The organism is uncultured Maribacter sp. (assembly GCF_947500985.1).
Lineage (GTDB): Bacteria > Bacteroidota > Bacteroidia > Flavobacteriales > Flavobacteriaceae > Maribacter.
This window is the reverse complement of record NZ_CANMTX010000006.1, coordinates 76,594-93,163: the sequence shown is the minus strand read 5'-3', so window position 1 is coordinate 93,163 and position 16,570 is coordinate 76,594. Positions and strand designations below refer to the sequence as shown.

Genomic DNA, 16,570 nt, shown 5'->3' with positions numbered 1-16,570 from the left:
ATAAAGCACTTAATTTAAAACATATAATAATGAGTAAGATTATAGGAATAGATTTGGGTACTACCAACTCCTGTGTTTCTGTTATGGAAGGTAACGAGCCAGTAGTAATTCCGAATGCAGAAGGAAAAAGAACAACGCCATCAGTGATTGCTTTCGTTGAAGGTGGTGAGATCAAAGTAGGTGACCCTGCAAAAAGGCAAGCGGTTACTAACCCAACAAAAACCATTTATTCTATTAAAAGGTTTATGGGTAACAAGTATTCTGAGTCAAGTAAAGAGGCAGATAGAGTACCTTATAAAGTAGTTAAAGGAGATAATGATACACCAAGAGTAGATATTGATGGTCGTTTATATTCTCCACAAGAATTATCAGCAATGATTCTTCAGAAAATGAAGAAAACGGCTGAAGATTATTTAGGACAAGAAGTAACTCGTGCGGTAATTACTGTACCTGCTTACTTTAATGATTCTCAAAGACAAGCGACTAAAGAAGCTGGTGAGATTGCAGGTTTAACTGTTGAGCGTATTATCAACGAGCCTACATCTGCATCTTTGGCGTACGGTATGGATAAGAAAGATACCGAGCAAAAAATTGTAGTATTTGATTTTGGTGGAGGTACACATGATGTTTCTATCTTAGAATTAGGTGATGGTGTATTTGAAGTACTAGCTACTGATGGTGATACTCACTTAGGTGGTGATGATGTTGATCAAAAAATTATTGATTGGTTAGCTGATGAGTTCAAATCTGAGGAAGATATGGATCTTAGAAAAGATGCTATGGCTCTTCAACGTTTACGTGAAGCTGCTGAAAAAGCCAAAATTGAATTGTCATCTTCAGCTCAAACAGAAATTAACTTGCCGTATGTAACTGCAACTGCTTCTGGACCAAAGCACTTAGTAAGAACTTTGACAAGATCAAAATTTGAGCAATTAATTGCTGATTTGGTAAAAAGAACAATTGAGCCATGTGCAAGCGCAATGAAAGCTGCAGGTCTTAAAAATAGTGATATTGATGAGATTATCTTAGTTGGTGGTTCTACTAGAATACCAGCGGTACAAGAAGCTGTTGAGAAATTTTTCGGTAAAAAGCCTTCAAAAGGAGTTAACCCAGATGAGGTTGTAGCTATAGGTGCTGCAATACAAGGTGGTGTATTAACTGGAGATGTAAAAGATGTATTGTTATTAGATGTTACACCTCTTTCTTTAGGTATTGAAACTATGGGTAGTGTTATGACTAAATTAATAGAGTCTAACACAACAATACCAACTAAAAAGTCTCAGGTATTCTCTACTGCTGCTGATAACCAACCATCGGTTGAAATTCACGTATTGCAAGGAGAAAGACCAATGGCAAACGATAATAAAACTATTGGTAGATTCCATTTAGATGGTATTCCACCAGCACAAAGAGGTACTCCACAAATTGAAGTTACTTTTGATATTGATGCAAATGGTATAATTAAAGTATCTGCTACAGATAAAGCAACTAACAAGACGCAAGATATTCGTATTGAAGCTTCTTCAGGTTTAACTGATGAGGAAATCAAGAAGATGAAAGCAGAGGCGGAAGCTAATGCTGAGTCTGACAAAAAAGCGAAAGAAACTGCTGATAAGTTGAATGAGGCAGATGGAATGATTTTCCAGACTGAAAAGCAATTAACTGAATTTGGTGATAAATTATCTGATGATAAGAAAAAACCAATTGAAGATGCTTTGACAGAGTTAAAGACTGCTTATGAAAGTAAAGACCTTGCAGTTATCTCTCCAGCTTTAGATAAAATCAATGAAGCTTGGAAAGTAGCATCTGAAGAAATGTACAAAGCGCAAGCTGATGCACAAGGTGGTGGAGCTCCTCAAGGAGAACCAACTGCTGACGGTGGTGCTTCTGAAGGTGATAACGTTGAAGACGTAGACTTCGAAGAGGTTAAGTAATATAACTTTAAATTGTTAGATTAAAGGGACGGTTTATACCGTCCCTTTTTACTTTTATATGATATTCTTTTGTCCCTATTATTAATAAAGTAATTTCGCAGTATGACTAAGAAATACCATTTTATTTTTTTAACGGTTTTTATAATAGCTTTTTCTACCGTCAGAGGACAAGAAATTCAAATCTTCACTCTTGAGGATTTTGACTTAATGGGAGATGTGAAATCTTGCTTGGTCAGTACTGATTATGGTAAAGAAGAATATGACTTTGATAAAAAGGGTTTCTTAACAAAATCAGTTACAAGATATAATGAACAAGACTATGATGCTGTTTATTATAAGTATAGTAATGATGATCTTTTGGAAAAACGATCAGAATCTTATAGAAATGGTGTTTTTGATGCCAGTACTTCTATCGCACATTTTTACGAAATTGATTCTACCGATAATTTAAAAATACAAGAACGTATCTTCTCATATGAAAAAGCGTTTTTAGATGAGTACATATATGGCTATGATGAGTTTGGAGATTTAATAAGCATTCAAAGAACCAATAATAACGGTACAGACGTTACGCTTATAGAGCACAAGAAGTTTAAAGGCGAGAATACCGTTACCTATCTATTGAACGATGCTCCAGTGAAATCTATTCGCACATCTACGCTAAAACCGATTAATAAAGCTGCTCAAAGAATTGTTTTAACAAAAGAGTATTTAAATGGTGAAGAGAATGATGCTTATGAAGAAGTGTATAGCATGGATGGTAAACTAATGGCACAACAAGAATTTGAATACAATTCGCAATTGAAGAAATTTGAGCCAACCACACGTACTAGTTACCAATATGACGAAAAGGGAATGCTAGTTTCTGAAATTGCAAAAAGAGGTGCTGGTATTATTAAGAAAGAATACATTTATCAATATGATAATTCTGAAGTTGGTAATTGGATCAAGCAGATTGTAACGCCTGATAATACATATACCACTAGAAAAATTATATACTACCCAATTGAGACTAAAGGGATTGATGAATAAGGCTATTTCTGATTGCTTTGCCACTCTTCCCGCAAAAGACCATAGCAACAGGTATTTCTTTTAAAACCATTTAGCAAGTAAACATCTTTACGTAGAATACCTTCTAAGATGCAGCCTAATTTTTCAACTGCTTTTCTTGAAGCAACATTTCTTTCATCTACACGAAATTCTACTTTTTCAAAATTCATGGTGGTAAAAGCATATGCTAGCATTAATTCTTTCATTTGGGTGTTTAATCCAGTGCCTTGAAATTCTCGTCCAATCCAAGTAGAGCCAATATGTAGGACTTTATTTTTAAAATTTATATGCATTAAACGGGTGCACCCTGCAAATGCGTTATTCTTTCTATCATAAATAATAAAGGGTATGCTAGTGCCAGCTTTTTGCTGTTTTAATGCAGTTTCTACATAATTTTTTAAACTTGCAGGTGTTGCAATGTCAGAAGGGGAGTATTGAACTAGTTTTTCTTGTGATGCAATAGAAATAAGCTTTTCATAATTGTCTATTGTCAGCGGACTCAATATAACCCGTTCATTTTCTAAAGTTGGTGTGTTGCTCATTCTGCCAGTTGATTTATAATTTCTTTTTTAACCTCATGTCCGCCATCAAAAGTGATATATTGAACATTATCCCCAAAAAGAATTTTAAGCTTGTTGTTCTCTACTGTTGATTTATCTGGTGTAAGGTATTGATCCTTGTTTCCAAAAACTGAAATAATCTCAGTATTCTTTTTTAAATGGGTGAAATCTGATTTTTTTAATTCTGTGGGTATTCCGCCTGCATAGAGAATCAATTTTGAGCAGGTCATTTTAGAATAAGCCAAATACCTTAACGCTATTGAAATGCCTTGCGAAAATCCGAAGAAAACAATTTCACAATCCAGAGGTAGGTTTTCATGCTCTATAACAGCATCTAAATAATTGTAAAGGTTAGTTGTTTCAAGTGCCGTGTTTTCTTTTGTCAACCAACTTGCACCTACATGCTTATATTCATTTTTTAAATAGTATTTAGAAGGAGCTTGTGGTGCAATGATGTAATTTTCATTCTTAGGTAACTCGTTGAAATATTTAAGAAAGAATCGACTTAAGAAACCTATGCCATGAAAAACAATCCAAACTCGTTTTGTTTGGTTAGTTAATTCATTTAAAGTCTCATAGGTGTTGGTAGTTTTATAAGTGACATTTTTTATTTGTTGCTCCATTAATCTATGATTTCGGTTCTGCTTTTCTTTTGGTAATGTAATGCTTAATTTTACAAAAAAAAGGATGAACGACTACAAAGAAAAAATTCTGAAGATTTGTAACGAAACTTCTAAGAATACCTTGATGGAAACCTTGGATATTGAATACATAGATGTAGGAGAAGATTTTTTGTTAGCCAAAATGCCAGTAACACCTAAAGTGCATCAACCAGACGGCGTTTTGCATGGTGGGGCTACTGCTGCATTGGCAGAAAGTGTGGGTAGTGCGGCATCTTATGTTTTTTTAGATGGTAATAAATTCTTTGTTAGAGGTTTAGAAATCTCTGCAAATCATGTTAAAAGTGTAAAAGAAGGGTTTGTTTATGCAAGAGCTACCATCTTACACAAAGGTAGAACTACCCAATTATGGGAAATTAGGGTGACTAATGAAGATGATCAATTGGTTTCTCTTTGTAAATTAACCACTATTACATTACCAAAAGCATAATATGGTAGAAGAACTCTTTGATCGGGCTGCAAATTGCTTGAAAGAGCAGTTGCCGTTTGTATTGTATAGCAAACCTAATGAGAATGAATTGGTCGGCGTTTTTCAAAACAACGATGCCGTTCATAAGGTTATTGATTTCACTGAAACCGGATTCATTTTTGCTCCGTTCGATTTGAATTCAGATGCTATATTATTGAAAATGGATGCTGTAGAAAAGGTGCCTTTGAATTTATCTCATGAAGCTCTGTCTGCAGAGAATAATTCACTTAAAAACAATTCCGAAGAAAGATCGAGATATACTAAGTTGATCTCGAATGCTATTGATGAAATCGATAAAGGCAATTTCAATAAAGTAGTATTGTCAAGAAAAATCGAAGTTGATTGTAAAGACGATTACTTTGAAGTATACCAGCGAATTCTTAGTGTATATGAAAAGGCATTTTGTTATTTCTGGTATCACCCAAAAATAGGAACTTGGATGGGTGCTACGCCAGAAATTTTAGTAAAAAGCAGTGGTTCTAAATTTACAACAATGTCTTTGGCAGGTACTCAGAATTCTGTAGGTAATGATGCTCCCAATTGGGAGGAAAAAGAATTACACGAGCAACAATTAGTTACCGATTATATTTTTGATACTTTAAAGGATAAAGTTATATCTCTAAATAGTTCTGAACGCGAGTCTGTTAAGGCAGGTCAACTTTGGCATCTTCGTACAGAAATGAAAGGTACTTTTGCCCCGAATAAATTTGGTAATGTATTAAAGGCGCTCCACCCAACGCCTGCTGTTTGCGGAAGTCCGTTGAAAAATGCAAAGAAGTTTATTTTAGAAAACGAACTCTATAATAGAACTTTTTATTCGGGATTTCTTGGGGAACTAAATATGAAATCAGAGCTATCTAGAAATAGAAACCGAAAAAATCAAGAGAACAGTGCCTACAGAAGTGTGATGAAAACTTCAGAACTTTATGTAAACCTGCGCTGTATGCAATTGTTTAAAGATAAAGCCGAAATATATGTGGGCGGCGGTATTACCGCTGAATCTATTCCTGAGAAGGAATGGGAAGAAACTGCTTTAAAAAGTAACACGATGTTTCGTGTTCTAGGCAGTAAATAGATTAGTAACTTTTGGGTAATAACCCGCTTTGGTCGTATTTTTGAATTACATGAAATACTCCGCAATACCTACCGCACAATCTATTGTTCAACATTGCCAGGCAAAGAATATTTCTAATATAGTGATATCGCCGGGGTCTAGAAATGCGCCGCTTACTATAGCCTTTGCAGAGAATCCTTTTTTTACTTGTTACAGCATAGTAGACGAACGTTGTGCCGCTTTTTTTGCTTTAGGTATGGCGCAACAATTGCAAAAGCCAGTGGTAGTGCTTTGTACATCTGGTAGTGCGCTTTTAAATTATTACCCAGCGGTTGCCGAGGCATATTTTAGTAATATTCCGTTAATTGTTATTTCTGCTGACAGACCTGTGTATAAATTAGGAATAGGAGATGGACAAACCATTAACCAGCGAAATGTATTTGAAAATCATATAGGATATTCAGCCAATCTAAAACAAGATGTCAATCATGCTACTAAAAAGGTTTTACAATACAAACCTGAGTGGCTTTCAGATAGAGCCGTAAATGATGTGCAACAAGAAGTGCAGAATTATAATGATGGTCAATTGAACCTGGCTCTTGAAATTTCACTGAGGTCTAATACTCCTATTCATATAAATGCACCTTTTGAAGAGCCTTTGTATGAAACAGTATCTGCACCTACAATATCTCCGCAAATTAGTGCGATACCTGCTGAGGTAGTTAATGTTGTTGATTTAGAGCAGCACAGAAATATTTGGAATACTTCTGTTCATAAAATGGTATTGGTAGGGGTGAATGCATCTAATGCTATTAAAGATATGGTTTTAGAAAAGCTAGCTAATGATCCTAGTGTTATAGTGTTAACAGAAACTACATCGAATATTCATCATCCTAATTTTTTTAATAGTATAGATTCGCTAGTTGCACCCATAGAAATGCATGCCGATACTGAATTGGAATTCGAAAAATTGAAGCCAGAGGTATTGATCACTTTTGGCGGACTCATAGTTTCTAAAAAAGTAAAAGCCTTTTTAAGAAATTACACACCAGAACATCATTGGCATATTGGTGGTCAATTTGCAAACGATACTTTTTTCTGTTTAGAAGAACATATTAAAATTTCAGTTAATGATTTTTTTAGTGAAATGTATTTAGGCGATACAAGTCTAAAAAGTGAGTATTTTTCTCATTGGAATATGGTAAAAGAGAAATATGAGCTCAAAAGAGATGATTATTTAAAAGAGATTCCGTTTTCAGACTTTTTAGCTTTTAATCATATTTTAGCAGCTGTGCCTAATGATTATATGTTGCAGTTAGCAAATAGTTCTACTATAAGATATACGCAGTTATTTAATGTTAACCCTACACTAAAAGTGTTTTGTAATAGAGGTACAAGTGGTATTGATGGTAGTACATCTACTGCAATAGGCGCATCTTTGGTAAGTAGCTCACCTACACTTTTTATAACAGGTGATCTTAGCTTTTTCTATGATAGTAATGCATTGTGGAATAGTTACTTAAAGCCTAATTTTAGAATTATTATTGTTAATAATAATGGCGGTGGAATTTTTAGAATACTTCCGGGGAAGGAGAATTCTGATGTTTTTGAAACTTATTTTGAAACAAGACACTCCTTATCTGCAGAGCATCTTTGTACTATGTATGGTTTCAATTATAGAACGGCAAATTCATCCGAAGAACTTGAAGAAGAATTAAGTACGTTTTTTAATGAAACCGGTCATCCGCAATTACTGGAAATTACTACGCCTACATTAAAAAACGATAAAATTTTGATTGATTATTTTCGTTTCATATCTTAGTAGTGTATTAACCATTAATTATAACACATTTAACATGAGTAAAAGAGACGATTTAATCGAAAAGTATGCTGCAGACATCAAAGATAAATTTGGTGAAGATGCAGATATGGACTTGCTTAAAAAAGTAACTGTTGGTCTAGGACCATCTATTTACAACATCGATGCTTCTAAAGTATCTGGTAGTGATCAAAAAGAATTGGATACTGTAAAGAACAATTACTTAATCAAAAAGTTAGGTCTTCCTGATAATGCTAAATTAGATGAAGCACTTGCAACTGTTATGGACAAATACGGTTCTTCTAACAGAAACAAGCATAGAGCTGTTATCTATTACAAGCTTTGTCAACATTTCAAAAAAGCATCTGTTTACGATAAATAGTCAGATGTCAAATAAATTAAAGACCGTTACCATTTTTGGTGACGGTCTTTTTTTTTACGTTAAGATTTTTAATATATAAAATGTAATTTTGCAATATGATAGAATTAGGACGTATAAACAACCTTGAGATTTTAAGAGACACTAGTGTTGGGCTCTTTTTGGGTGATGAAGAAGGAAATGATGTATTGTTACCAAATAAATATGTGCCAACTGAATATGAAATAGGAGAGAAAATTAAAGTTTTCTGTTATTTGGATTATGATGAAAGACCTGTTGCAACTACTTTAGCGCCGGACATTATGCTTGGTGAATTTAGGTTATTACAAGTAGCTGAGGTTAATGAGTTCGGTGCGTTTATGCAATGGGGTCTTGAGAAACATCTTTTAGTTCCTTTTCGTGAGCAACGTGTTAAGATGAAAGAAGGGCAATGGTATGTGGTTCACTGTTATTTAGACGAACGTTCTGGTAGATTGGTTGCTTCAAATAAGCTGGACAGATTTTTAAGTAATGATACTATCGACCTTAAAGAATGGGATAAGGTAGATTTAGTAGTTACTAGACAAACCGATTTAGGTTGGGAGGTTATCGTAAATGAAAAGCACAAAGGGCTAGTTTATTTTAACGAAGTTTTCAAACCAATTAATATTGGCGATGTTATACCTGGTTGTATTAAGACCATTAGAAAAGACAATAAATTAGATATTTCTCTTCAGCCATTAGGAACAAAGGTTTTGGAACCTGCTGCTAAGAAAATATATGAAGTGTTAGTTGAAAGTGGTGGTTTTTTAGGGCTACATGATAAATCTGCACCAGAAGAAATTAGAGATGTTTTTCAAATGAGTAAGAAAACATTTAAAAAAGGTTTAGGTACCTTATATAAAGACAGAAAAATAAAAATTGAATCTGACGGTATCAGTCTTTTAGATGACTAAATAAATTTGTAGGAAAATTCTTTGTTATTTGATTTTCAACAGAATATCTCAAATAATCATCGTGTTTATTGTGATAAGTTACTTTTAATTTTATTTTTGTGTCAATTAAAAAGTTATTAACAATTTTTAACTTACATTTAGGTTTTAAGCGTAAAAATTACCCCTGTATATGCCCTTTATAGAAGAAAGCGATTTACTAGAATTACATAAAGACGTTGATAAAGCACAAATTATCAATGAACGTTTATTAGACCAAATAAAATTTAAGAACAAAGAATTAAAGAAGAGTAAGATTCAGCGTAATATTTTGGCAGGAATCACAGGTCTTTTTTTAATTGGTGGTTTGGCATTTACCTCATTTACAGCAGGTCTTTCAAGTTCAGGCGGTTTTAATAGAAAGGCTTCTAATGATTTAGTGCTAACTTCTATAGATAGTGTTGATGCTATTAGAACCCGCTTAGAAAGTTTAAAGGAACAGAATGAAGAGCTAAGCCTTGTTAAAGAATTTTACTTGGCTAAAGAGTTCTTACAGAAAGAAAAAATATATTCGGTACAAGTAAAATCTTTCGTAGATAATAATGTTACTTTGGCTTCTGAAGCTTTGACAAATACACTCTTTGTTAAAACCAATCCTTTTTACTCTTATTCATTAGGTAATTTTGAGACTTTAGAAGAAGCTCAATCTTTTAGAAAACAATTGGTTGATATAGGTTTTGGTGATGCTTTCGTAGCTTCTTACCAAGACGGTAAAAGAATTCAAATAGAAGATCCTTTTTAGTGACAAAAGTTAAAGCTTGGCTCAACGCTGCAAGACTTAGAACGCTTCCATTATCAATTTCAGGTATACTTGTAGGTACTGCTATGGCAGCTTATCATGGGGTAACGAATGTCAGTATTTTTGTTCTGGCAATCTTAACTACCATTGGATTGCAGGTTACTTCTAATTTTGCAAATGACTATGGTGACGGTGTTAAAGGTACTGATGGTGATGATAGGGTAGGACCAAAACGAGCTCTGCAAAGCGGACTTTTAACCGCAGCGCAATTAAAATCTGGTATTTATATCAGTATTGTAATAAATACAATTCTTATTGTAGCTTTAATAATAACTTCTTTCGGTTTAAAAGATATTCTATATCCTGTTTTATTCTTATTATTGGGTGCCTTCGCAATTTGGGCAGCTATTAAGTATACCGTAGGTAAATCTGCTTACGGGTATAACGGACTTGGGGATATTTTTGTTTTTATATTTTTTGGATTGGTCAGTGTTTTAGGGTCTATGTTCTTGTATCTCAAAGCAATATCTTTTATGACAGTGCTACCCGCAGTTTCTGTAGGGTTATTAAGTGTAGGTGTTCTTAATCTTAATAATATGAGAGACATAAAATCTGATGCTGTAGTTGGTAAGAATACAATGGTGGTTAAAATGGGTTTGGCTAAGGCGAAAAAATATCACTATGCACTGTTAATTATTTCGTTTTTGAGTCTGTTTTGTTTTTTACTTACAACAAATGGATTACAAATACGTTATGTATGTCTTGCAGGCTACCTTCTGGTGTTTATTCATTTAAGAAAAGTAGCTAGCATAAATAACGAGGCAGAACTTGATCCAGAGCTGAAAAAATTGGCTTTAAGTACCTTTTTTATCGCCTTGTTGTTTTTTATTAGTTATTATTATTTTTTGTAATTTTGAGTATAACCCACAAACCAATTTAAACCTTGGAACAACCCATAAAAATTCTAATTGTTGAGGATAATGTAATCATCGCTGATGATATGCAATCTATGCTAGAGGAAATAGGATATGAAATAGTCGACAACGTAATTGTTTACGAACAGGCTGTTGAAGTTTTAAAAACCCAACAGGTAGATTTAGTTCTTATCGACATCATTTTAGCTTCAGATAAAACGGGTATAGATTTGGGTAAACATATTAGAGAGAATTACGATATTCCTTTTATTTTCGTAACATCAAACTCTGATCGTGCAACGGTAGAAAATGCTAAAACAGTAAAACCTAACGGTTATTTGGTTAAGCCTTTTGAGCAACAAGATCTTTATACGTCTATTGAAATTGCTTTATCAAATTTTATTTACGGAAAGCAAAATGCCAGCCAGGGTGTAGCACCTGAAAGTAATACCGAAGATGCGCCATTATCAAATTCGATTTTAAAGGATTCCATTTTCGTTAAGAAGCAGCATCTTTATTACAGAATACAATTTGGTGATATTCAATTTATCAAAGCTGACAATGTCTATTTAGAAGTAAATACTGTAGATAAAAAGTTTTTGGTGCGTTCTCCGTTAAAAGATTATTTAGAGAAGTTACCACAGAACAAGTTTTATAGAGCACATAAATCATACATTGTAAATGTTGATCATATTGATGCCATCAATTCAAAAGATATTATGATCAATAATACATTGATACCAATTTCTAAAGATTTTAAAGAATTTATTATCTCGGCTATGAATTCTTAATCCGAGTTATCATATTAAAAAAACACCTTTTTAAGGTGTTTTTTTTTGCTTTTACCTCAGATGAAATGCATTTATTCATCGATAAAGTGTATCTTTTTACCGATGAAATACATAGTGATAGGCTCTAAATTCGTTTCACAACAATTATAGAGGGTTACACAACAAATAATCCTAATACGTATGGCTTATTTATAATTTTGAAATATTAGAAATTAAAGCGCTTTTGTCTAGAATCTGAATTTTAAACCAAATTAAGCTTCAATTTTTAATTAAATAGTAAAAAGTACGTAGAACACGCTTTTTGGGCTTTAGGTTATTTGATAATCATATAATGATGGCTCACAACAAAAATTTAGTAGAATCGAGTATAAGTAATAAGTTTGATTCTGCTTTTATTGAGATATGAAAAAACCTTTTATTTTGAGATTAATGTGCACTTTAATTTTTAGTGTATTTACGTGCCTTGTTTTTGCGCAAGATGATGTAGAAACTCAGAATGAGGATTATTACAAACAATTTCAAGATTTAGAAAACGGTGAACTACGTTCGTTTTTCTTTTTTAATACTCCCAACCGCTACAATCATAATTCTCCGTACGATTGGTTAGATACTGTAAAGGTTTATTTAAACAGTTCTGAAAAAACAAAAGATTCGACTTCTATACGAAACTATCAACTAATAGAATCTCAAATTTATTATGATTTGGGTAACTACGAGAGAAGTCTAGCAATTGCAAGACCACTTTATGATAATATATTAAAGTTAGATGTAGAGTCCAAGCAGACTATTTTAAGCATATTAGATAACAATTATGCTATGCTTGAGTTATACGACAAGCAAATTGAGATTAGAAGGGTAAAACGTGAGTTAGGATTAACTGATAACGTTGCCTTTTATGATATTTACGCGAGTCTAGGTCAGTATAGAAAGGCTATGCGTGATTACATGGTCGAAGAGAAAAAAGTGCTTAAAGATGATGATTACTATGGTCAGGCTATTTATAACAACACCATTGGTAATTATTTAAGATTAGATAAGTCTACATCAACTGCATTAAGTTATTTTAAGAAAGCAGAAGGACTTATAAAGGTTTTTCTAAGTGATGTTACCAACCAACATTCTGATAAGGAAATTGCAGATGGCAGAATTCTAAACGGATTGATTATAGGTAATATTGGTAAAAGTCACGTGCAGCTAGGTGAATATGAAAAGGCTATTCCGTTTTTAGAAGAGAGTAGAGACATCATCAAAAAATATAATAAAAGTAAATTTTCTTCAGATATTATTGAGAATACACTTGCCTTAGCAGAATGTTATTTGAAATTAGATGATTACGCCAAAGCAACAGATTATTTAAGCGATGATCTTAATCCTATAAAGTCCGATAATATTTTAAAGCGTAATAGAATTTATGCCGACTACTATTTTAAGACTGGCGATTTTAAAAATTCTACCGTTTACCTTAAAAAGAATATCAGAATTAGAGATTCTATTGATGCATTGGCATCTAATATCAAAAATCAACAACTAACTTCTGTCGTTGCACAAGATTTAGAGAATTCTAGAAAAACGATGGAGCAACAGAAAGCTCAGTTAGAAGAATCTAGAAAAGATATTAAGGCAAGAGATGATAAAATTAGTTTGGTGTTCGTATCCTTGATATTTACACTAATTGGTTTTGCAGGTTTAGTATACGCTTACTTAAAGAGTATCAAAAACCAGCGTTTGATTGCAGAACAGAAATTCATCATTGAAAACTCATTAGTAGAGAAAGATTCTTTATTAAAAGAAATTCACCATAGGGTTAAAAACAACCTGCAAATGGTTTCTAGTTTGTTGAGTTTACAAACTAAAAATACCCGTAGCAAGGCGGCAATTGCTGCATTGGAAGAAGGTAAGAGTCGTGTGAAAGCAATGGCGTTAATACATCAGAAACTGTATCAAAATGATGACCTATCTGTTATTGAGATGCAAGGGTATATTGAAAGTTTGATCAATAGCATTCAGTCGGTTTATAAAAAAGGTGGACATAGCATTAATATTACTATCGACGCCGAAGGTGTAGAATTGGATATTGATAGGGCAATTCCGTTCGGACTTATATTAAACGAGTTGGTTTCTAATTCATTTAAATATGCTTTTCCGAATGATGATAGCGATGGTAAAATATACATCCATCTACGAAAAATAGCTGGTCAAGAAGGTTTCTTTGAGTACACTGATAATGGTATTGGTTTACCTGAAGATTCAGATGAACGAGCAAGTTCTTCTATGGGTATTCGTTTAATGAGTAGATTGGCTAACCAGCTTCAGACTTCAATGAATACTGATAAAACACAAGACGGAGTTCGTTTTTGGTTTAATTTTAAATAAGATTATCTAACCTTACTTTTCATAACCACTTTATGTAGTAGTTTAGGGAAGAATCTTTTAAGATAAATTCCGAATTTCTCTTTTCCACCAATATAGGTTTCAAATCTTTTCTTTTCAATTGCAGAGATAATTTCTTTTGCACAATCATTAACTGGCATTCCATTTTCTGTGGCGTTATCTTCTTTTTGTAAAGCAGATCCATCACCTGTTAATGCGTTTTTTGCAACATTTGTTTGTATGAATCCTGGGCAAATTATTGATACGTCTACATTATCTTTCTCATGTTCCATACGTAAGGCATCAAAGAAGCCATGTAGTGCATGTTTTGCACCACAATAACCCGAACGATACGGAGAGGAAAATTTGCCCATTAAGCTGGTAACAGTAACGAAATGACCGCTTTTTTGAGCTATAAAATAGGGAAGTAAATGTTTTGTAAGCTTAATAGTACCCAGATAATTAACATCTACCATTTGTTGATACACTTCAAATTTTGTGTCAATGATAAGTGAACGTTGACTTAGTCCGCCATTATTAATCAAAATATCTATTTTACAGTAGATTGATATAGCCGTTTCGGTTATGCTTTCTAGTGAGTCGAATGCTATTAAATCTAAAGAAAGTATAGCTGCATTTTCAGGAAATTTACATTTACCTTTTACTTCTAAAAGAACATCTGCTCTTCTTGCTGAAAGTATAATTTTTGCTCCAAGTTCGTTTAATTGATATACCAATGCCTCTCCAATTCCAGAAGATGCTCCTGTTACCCAAATCACCTTATTTTCTATACTAGCCATTCCGTCGTATTTAAACTTAAAATATAGTTAAATTTGAATGATTATATGAAGGCAACATTTAAAAAGTATCTCTTAAATTTTAAAAACCCTAGCGGAACTTCTAGAGGAATTCTACGAACCAAAGAAACTTGGTTTCTTTTTTTACAAAAAGAAGGAAAATGGGGTGTTGGTGAATGCGGACTTTTTAGAGGTCTTAGTTTTGATGATGTTCCTGAATACGAAGAAAAATGTGCTTGGGTAGCACAAAACATTAATTTAGGAGAAACCGAATTGCTAAAGCAGTTACAGGATTTTCCAAGTCTTCAATTCGGGATAGAGCAGGCTTTTACGTCACTCCGTTCTAAAAATTCTTTTCATCTTTTTGATTCTACTTTTTTTAATAACCAAAAACCAATATCCATTAACGGATTGGTTTGGATGGGTGATAAGGAGTTTATGCATCAACAAATAGAAGAAAAACTAAAGAATGGCTTTTCTTGTATAAAAATGAAAATTGGTGCTATTGATTTTGATACTGAAATAGCATTGCTAAAATCTATTAGAGAACGTTATTCAAAAGAAGCGATTGAATTACGGGTAGATGCCAACGGGGCATTTACACCACAGGAAGCTTTATTTAAACTAGATATTTTATCTAAACTTGATTTACACTCTATAGAACAACCTATTAAACAAGGGCAAGCTGAAGAAATGAAAAGGCTTTGTAGTAATACGCCTTTGCCAATTGCTTTAGATGAAGAATTAATTGGTGTGGTTGATGTAACAAAAAAGGCAGCTTTACTACAAATTATACAACCACAATATATAATTTTGAAACCAAGTTTGGTTGGTGGTTTTGCAGGAAGCAGTGAATGGATTTCTATTGCAGAAAAGAATAATATAGGGTGGTGGGTAACCAGCGCGTTAGAAAGTAATATTGGTTTAAATGCTATTGCGCAGTGGACGGCAACGCTACATAATGAAATGCCACAAGGGTTAGGCACTGGTTCTCTTTTTACGAATAATATTGAGAGCCCGTTAGAGGTTAATAATGGAGGTTTGTTTTATAACAGCTCTAAAAAATGGAATACAAAATTAATTGAAAGTTTATGTATATAGAACAGGCGTATAAAGGTTTAGTTGATAGTTGGAGATATATTGTGGGTATTTTGGCGATTTTTATAGTGTGGCAAGCTTTAGGTCCTATTCCTTTAGTTGCAGCTGTTGCAATGAAAGAGGGCGGAATGTCTGCTTTAATGAAAAGTGACATGGGCTTAATGTCAGAGTTAGTGGGGTCAAATACTTTTCTTTTTTTAATGCTCATAACTTTTGTATTTGCATTAATAGCAATTTTTCTTGTAGTAAAGTATTTACATAAACAATCAATTAAAAGTTTAACTACATCAAGATCAAAAGTAGATTGGAAAAGAGTTGCTTTTTCATTTCTTCTCTGGGCTTCGATATCCGTAATTTTTGTTTTTGTTGATATTTATTTTTCTCCTGAAAATTATGAATATAACTTTCAATTGGTTCCTTTTATAACCTTGGCGATTATTTCAATAGCATTGATTCCGTTACAGACAAGTATGGAAGAATATTTAATGCGTGGTTATATGATGCAAGGTTTAGGTATAATCACAAAGAATAGATGGTTTCCGTTGGTATTTACTTCATTGCTTTTTGGGTTAATGCATATAATGAACCCCGAAGTTGATAAGTTAGGTTACGGAATATTAGTGTTTTATATTGGTACCGGTTTTTTCTTAGGTATTATAACCTTAATGGACGAAGGTTTAGAATTAGCTATAGGTTTTCATGCTGCTAATAATTTAACTGCTGCGCTTTTAGTTACTGCAGATTGGACGGCATTTAGTGTAGATTCTTTATATAGAGATATCTCAGAGCCAGTGCTTGGTTGGGATATGTTAGTGCCCGTTTTTGTGGTATTCCCTGTTCTATTATTAATCTTTTCAAAAAAGTATGACTGGACCAACTGGAAAGAAAAATTAGCCGGAAAGGTATTGTCTCAAGAGGAGTTTTTAAAGCTAGAGAATTAGTACA

The 16,570-nt window shown here is 33.3% G+C and carries 16 protein-coding genes; 13 read left to right on the top strand and 3 right to left on the bottom strand.

Annotation, left to right across the window (positions count from 1 at the left end):
- The first annotated feature begins 29 nt into the window (after nt 1-29).
- Both dnaK and Q0871_RS14065 read left to right on the top strand, forming a co-directional pair.
- Nucleotides 30-1,934 carry a molecular chaperone DnaK gene (dnaK, locus tag Q0871_RS14070; RefSeq protein WP_299325002.1) on the top strand — a complete coding sequence of 635 codons (1,905 nt, stop codon included), beginning with the start codon at nt 30-32 and terminating at the stop codon, nt 1,932-1,934.
- 102 nt (nt 1,935-2,036) lie between these two features.
- Nucleotides 2,037-2,966, top strand: coding sequence for a hypothetical protein (locus tag Q0871_RS14065; protein WP_299324996.1), 930 nt, complete (start codon nt 2,037-2,039; stop codon nt 2,964-2,966).
- A 2-nt stretch (nt 2,967-2,968) separates the two neighbouring features.
- Here the strand turns inward: Q0871_RS14065 and Q0871_RS14060 are convergent, their stop codons facing one another.
- Both Q0871_RS14060 and Q0871_RS14055 read right to left on the bottom strand, forming a co-directional pair.
- Nucleotides 2,969-3,526 (bottom strand): GNAT family protein, encoded by a 558-nt coding sequence (locus tag Q0871_RS14060; RefSeq protein ID WP_299324992.1) that lies wholly within the window; start codon nt 3,524-3,526, stop codon nt 2,969-2,971.
- The gene (locus tag Q0871_RS14055; RefSeq protein ID WP_299324988.1) at nt 3,523-4,167 is read right to left on the bottom strand and encodes an esterase; all 645 of its coding nucleotides are present in this window, start codon (nt 4,165-4,167) and stop codon (nt 3,523-3,525) included. Before Q0871_RS14055 ends, Q0871_RS14060 begins: the two co-directional genes overlap by 4 nt.
- 64 nt (nt 4,168-4,231) lie before the next feature.
- Here Q0871_RS14055 and Q0871_RS14050 point away from each other — a divergent pair, with 64 nt between their 5' ends.
- From Q0871_RS14050 to Q0871_RS14010, 9 genes are all read left to right on the top strand, one after another.
- Nucleotides 4,232-4,654, top strand: a complete 423-nt coding sequence (locus Q0871_RS14050) for a PaaI family thioesterase (RefSeq protein WP_299324982.1) — start codon at nt 4,232-4,234, stop codon at nt 4,652-4,654.
- 1 nt (nt 4,655) lies between these two features.
- Nucleotides 4,656-5,768 carry a chorismate-binding protein gene (locus Q0871_RS14045; RefSeq protein WP_299324979.1) on the top strand — a complete coding sequence of 371 codons (1,113 nt, stop codon included), beginning with the start codon at nt 4,656-4,658 and terminating at the stop codon, nt 5,766-5,768.
- A gap of 49 nt (nt 5,769-5,817) precedes the next feature.
- Nucleotides 5,818-7,569: a 2-succinyl-5-enolpyruvyl-6-hydroxy-3-cyclohexene-1-carboxylic-acid synthase gene (gene menD, locus Q0871_RS14040; RefSeq protein WP_299324976.1), complete on the top strand. Its 1,752-nt coding sequence runs from the start codon at nt 5,818-5,820 to the stop codon at nt 7,567-7,569.
- Between the two features lie 34 nt (nt 7,570-7,603).
- Nucleotides 7,604-7,948, top strand: a complete 345-nt coding sequence (locus Q0871_RS14035; RefSeq protein ID WP_073246886.1) for a DUF2853 family protein — start codon at nt 7,604-7,606, stop codon at nt 7,946-7,948.
- Nucleotides 7,949-8,043: 95 nt separating this feature from the next.
- Nucleotides 8,044-8,880, top strand: coding sequence for a S1-like domain-containing RNA-binding protein (locus Q0871_RS14030; RefSeq protein ID WP_299324973.1), 837 nt, complete (start codon nt 8,044-8,046; stop codon nt 8,878-8,880).
- A gap of 169 nt (nt 8,881-9,049) precedes the next feature.
- On the top strand, nt 9,050-9,658 hold the full coding sequence (locus Q0871_RS14025) for an SPOR domain-containing protein (protein WP_073246421.1): 609 nt from the start codon (nt 9,050-9,052) through the stop codon (nt 9,656-9,658).
- Nucleotides 9,658-10,566: a 1,4-dihydroxy-2-naphthoate octaprenyltransferase gene (menA, locus tag Q0871_RS14020; RefSeq protein WP_299324970.1), complete on the top strand. Its 909-nt coding sequence runs from the start codon at nt 9,658-9,660 to the stop codon at nt 10,564-10,566. Before Q0871_RS14025 ends, menA begins: the two co-directional genes overlap by 1 nt.
- A 32-nt stretch (nt 10,567-10,598) precedes the next feature.
- On the top strand, nt 10,599-11,360 hold the full coding sequence (locus tag Q0871_RS14015; protein WP_299324967.1) for a response regulator: 762 nt from the start codon (nt 10,599-10,601) through the stop codon (nt 11,358-11,360).
- Nucleotides 11,361-11,762: 402 nt separating this feature from the next.
- Nucleotides 11,763-13,733, top strand: coding sequence for a histidine kinase dimerization/phosphoacceptor domain -containing protein (locus Q0871_RS14010; protein WP_299324965.1), 1,971 nt, complete (start codon nt 11,763-11,765; stop codon nt 13,731-13,733).
- A gap of 2 nt (nt 13,734-13,735) precedes the next feature.
- On the opposite strand, the gene Q0871_RS14005 is transcribed toward Q0871_RS14010, so the two are convergent.
- Nucleotides 13,736-14,530: an SDR family oxidoreductase gene (locus Q0871_RS14005; protein ID WP_299324962.1), complete on the bottom strand. Its 795-nt coding sequence runs from the start codon at nt 14,528-14,530 to the stop codon at nt 13,736-13,738.
- A gap of 45 nt (nt 14,531-14,575) precedes the next feature.
- Here Q0871_RS14005 and Q0871_RS14000 point away from each other — a divergent pair, with 45 nt between their 5' ends.
- Together Q0871_RS14000 and Q0871_RS13995 are read left to right on the top strand one after the other, a co-directional pair.
- Nucleotides 14,576-15,628 carry an o-succinylbenzoate synthase gene (locus Q0871_RS14000; protein ID WP_299324959.1) on the top strand — a complete coding sequence of 351 codons (1,053 nt, stop codon included), beginning with the start codon at nt 14,576-14,578 and terminating at the stop codon, nt 15,626-15,628.
- Nucleotides 15,619-16,566, top strand: coding sequence for a CPBP family intramembrane glutamic endopeptidase (locus Q0871_RS13995; protein ID WP_299324957.1), 948 nt, complete (start codon nt 15,619-15,621; stop codon nt 16,564-16,566). The genes Q0871_RS14000 and Q0871_RS13995 overlap by 10 nt, the downstream gene beginning before the upstream one ends.
- Nucleotides 16,567-16,570: the final 4 nt, after the last annotated feature.

What these genes read in the sequence shown, in the direction of transcription:
- Q0871_RS14055 (WP_299324988.1), bottom strand. Translation starts at nt 4,167, where the DNA reads ATGGAGCAACAAATAAAAAATGTCACTTATAAAACTACCAACACCTAT.
- dnaK (WP_299325002.1), top strand. Translation starts at nt 30, where the DNA reads ATGAGTAAGATTATAGGAATAGATTTGGGTACTACCAACTCCTGTGTT.
- Q0871_RS14010 (WP_299324965.1), top strand. Translation starts at nt 11,763, where the DNA reads ATGAAAAAACCTTTTATTTTGAGATTAATGTGCACTTTAATTTTTAGT.
- Q0871_RS14050 (WP_299324982.1), top strand. Translation starts at nt 4,232, where the DNA reads ATGAACGACTACAAAGAAAAAATTCTGAAGATTTGTAACGAAACTTCT.
- Q0871_RS14035 (WP_073246886.1), top strand. Translation starts at nt 7,604, where the DNA reads ATGAGTAAAAGAGACGATTTAATCGAAAAGTATGCTGCAGACATCAAA.
- Q0871_RS14060 (WP_299324992.1), bottom strand. Translation starts at nt 3,526, where the DNA reads ATGAGCAACACACCAACTTTAGAAAATGAACGGGTTATATTGAGTCCG.
- Q0871_RS14065 (WP_299324996.1), top strand. Translation starts at nt 2,037, where the DNA reads ATGACTAAGAAATACCATTTTATTTTTTTAACGGTTTTTATAATAGCT.
- Q0871_RS14005 (WP_299324962.1), bottom strand. Translation starts at nt 14,530, where the DNA reads ATGGCTAGTATAGAAAATAAGGTGATTTGGGTAACAGGAGCATCTTCT.
- Q0871_RS14045 (WP_299324979.1), top strand. Translation starts at nt 4,656, where the DNA reads ATGGTAGAAGAACTCTTTGATCGGGCTGCAAATTGCTTGAAAGAGCAG.
- Q0871_RS14030 (WP_299324973.1), top strand. Translation starts at nt 8,044, where the DNA reads ATGATAGAATTAGGACGTATAAACAACCTTGAGATTTTAAGAGACACT.
- menD (WP_299324976.1), top strand. Translation starts at nt 5,818, where the DNA reads ATGAAATACTCCGCAATACCTACCGCACAATCTATTGTTCAACATTGC.
- Q0871_RS13995 (WP_299324957.1), top strand. Translation starts at nt 15,619, where the DNA reads ATGTATATAGAACAGGCGTATAAAGGTTTAGTTGATAGTTGGAGATAT.
- Q0871_RS14025 (WP_073246421.1), top strand. Translation starts at nt 9,050, where the DNA reads ATGCCCTTTATAGAAGAAAGCGATTTACTAGAATTACATAAAGACGTT.
- Q0871_RS14000 (WP_299324959.1), top strand. Translation starts at nt 14,576, where the DNA reads ATGAAGGCAACATTTAAAAAGTATCTCTTAAATTTTAAAAACCCTAGC.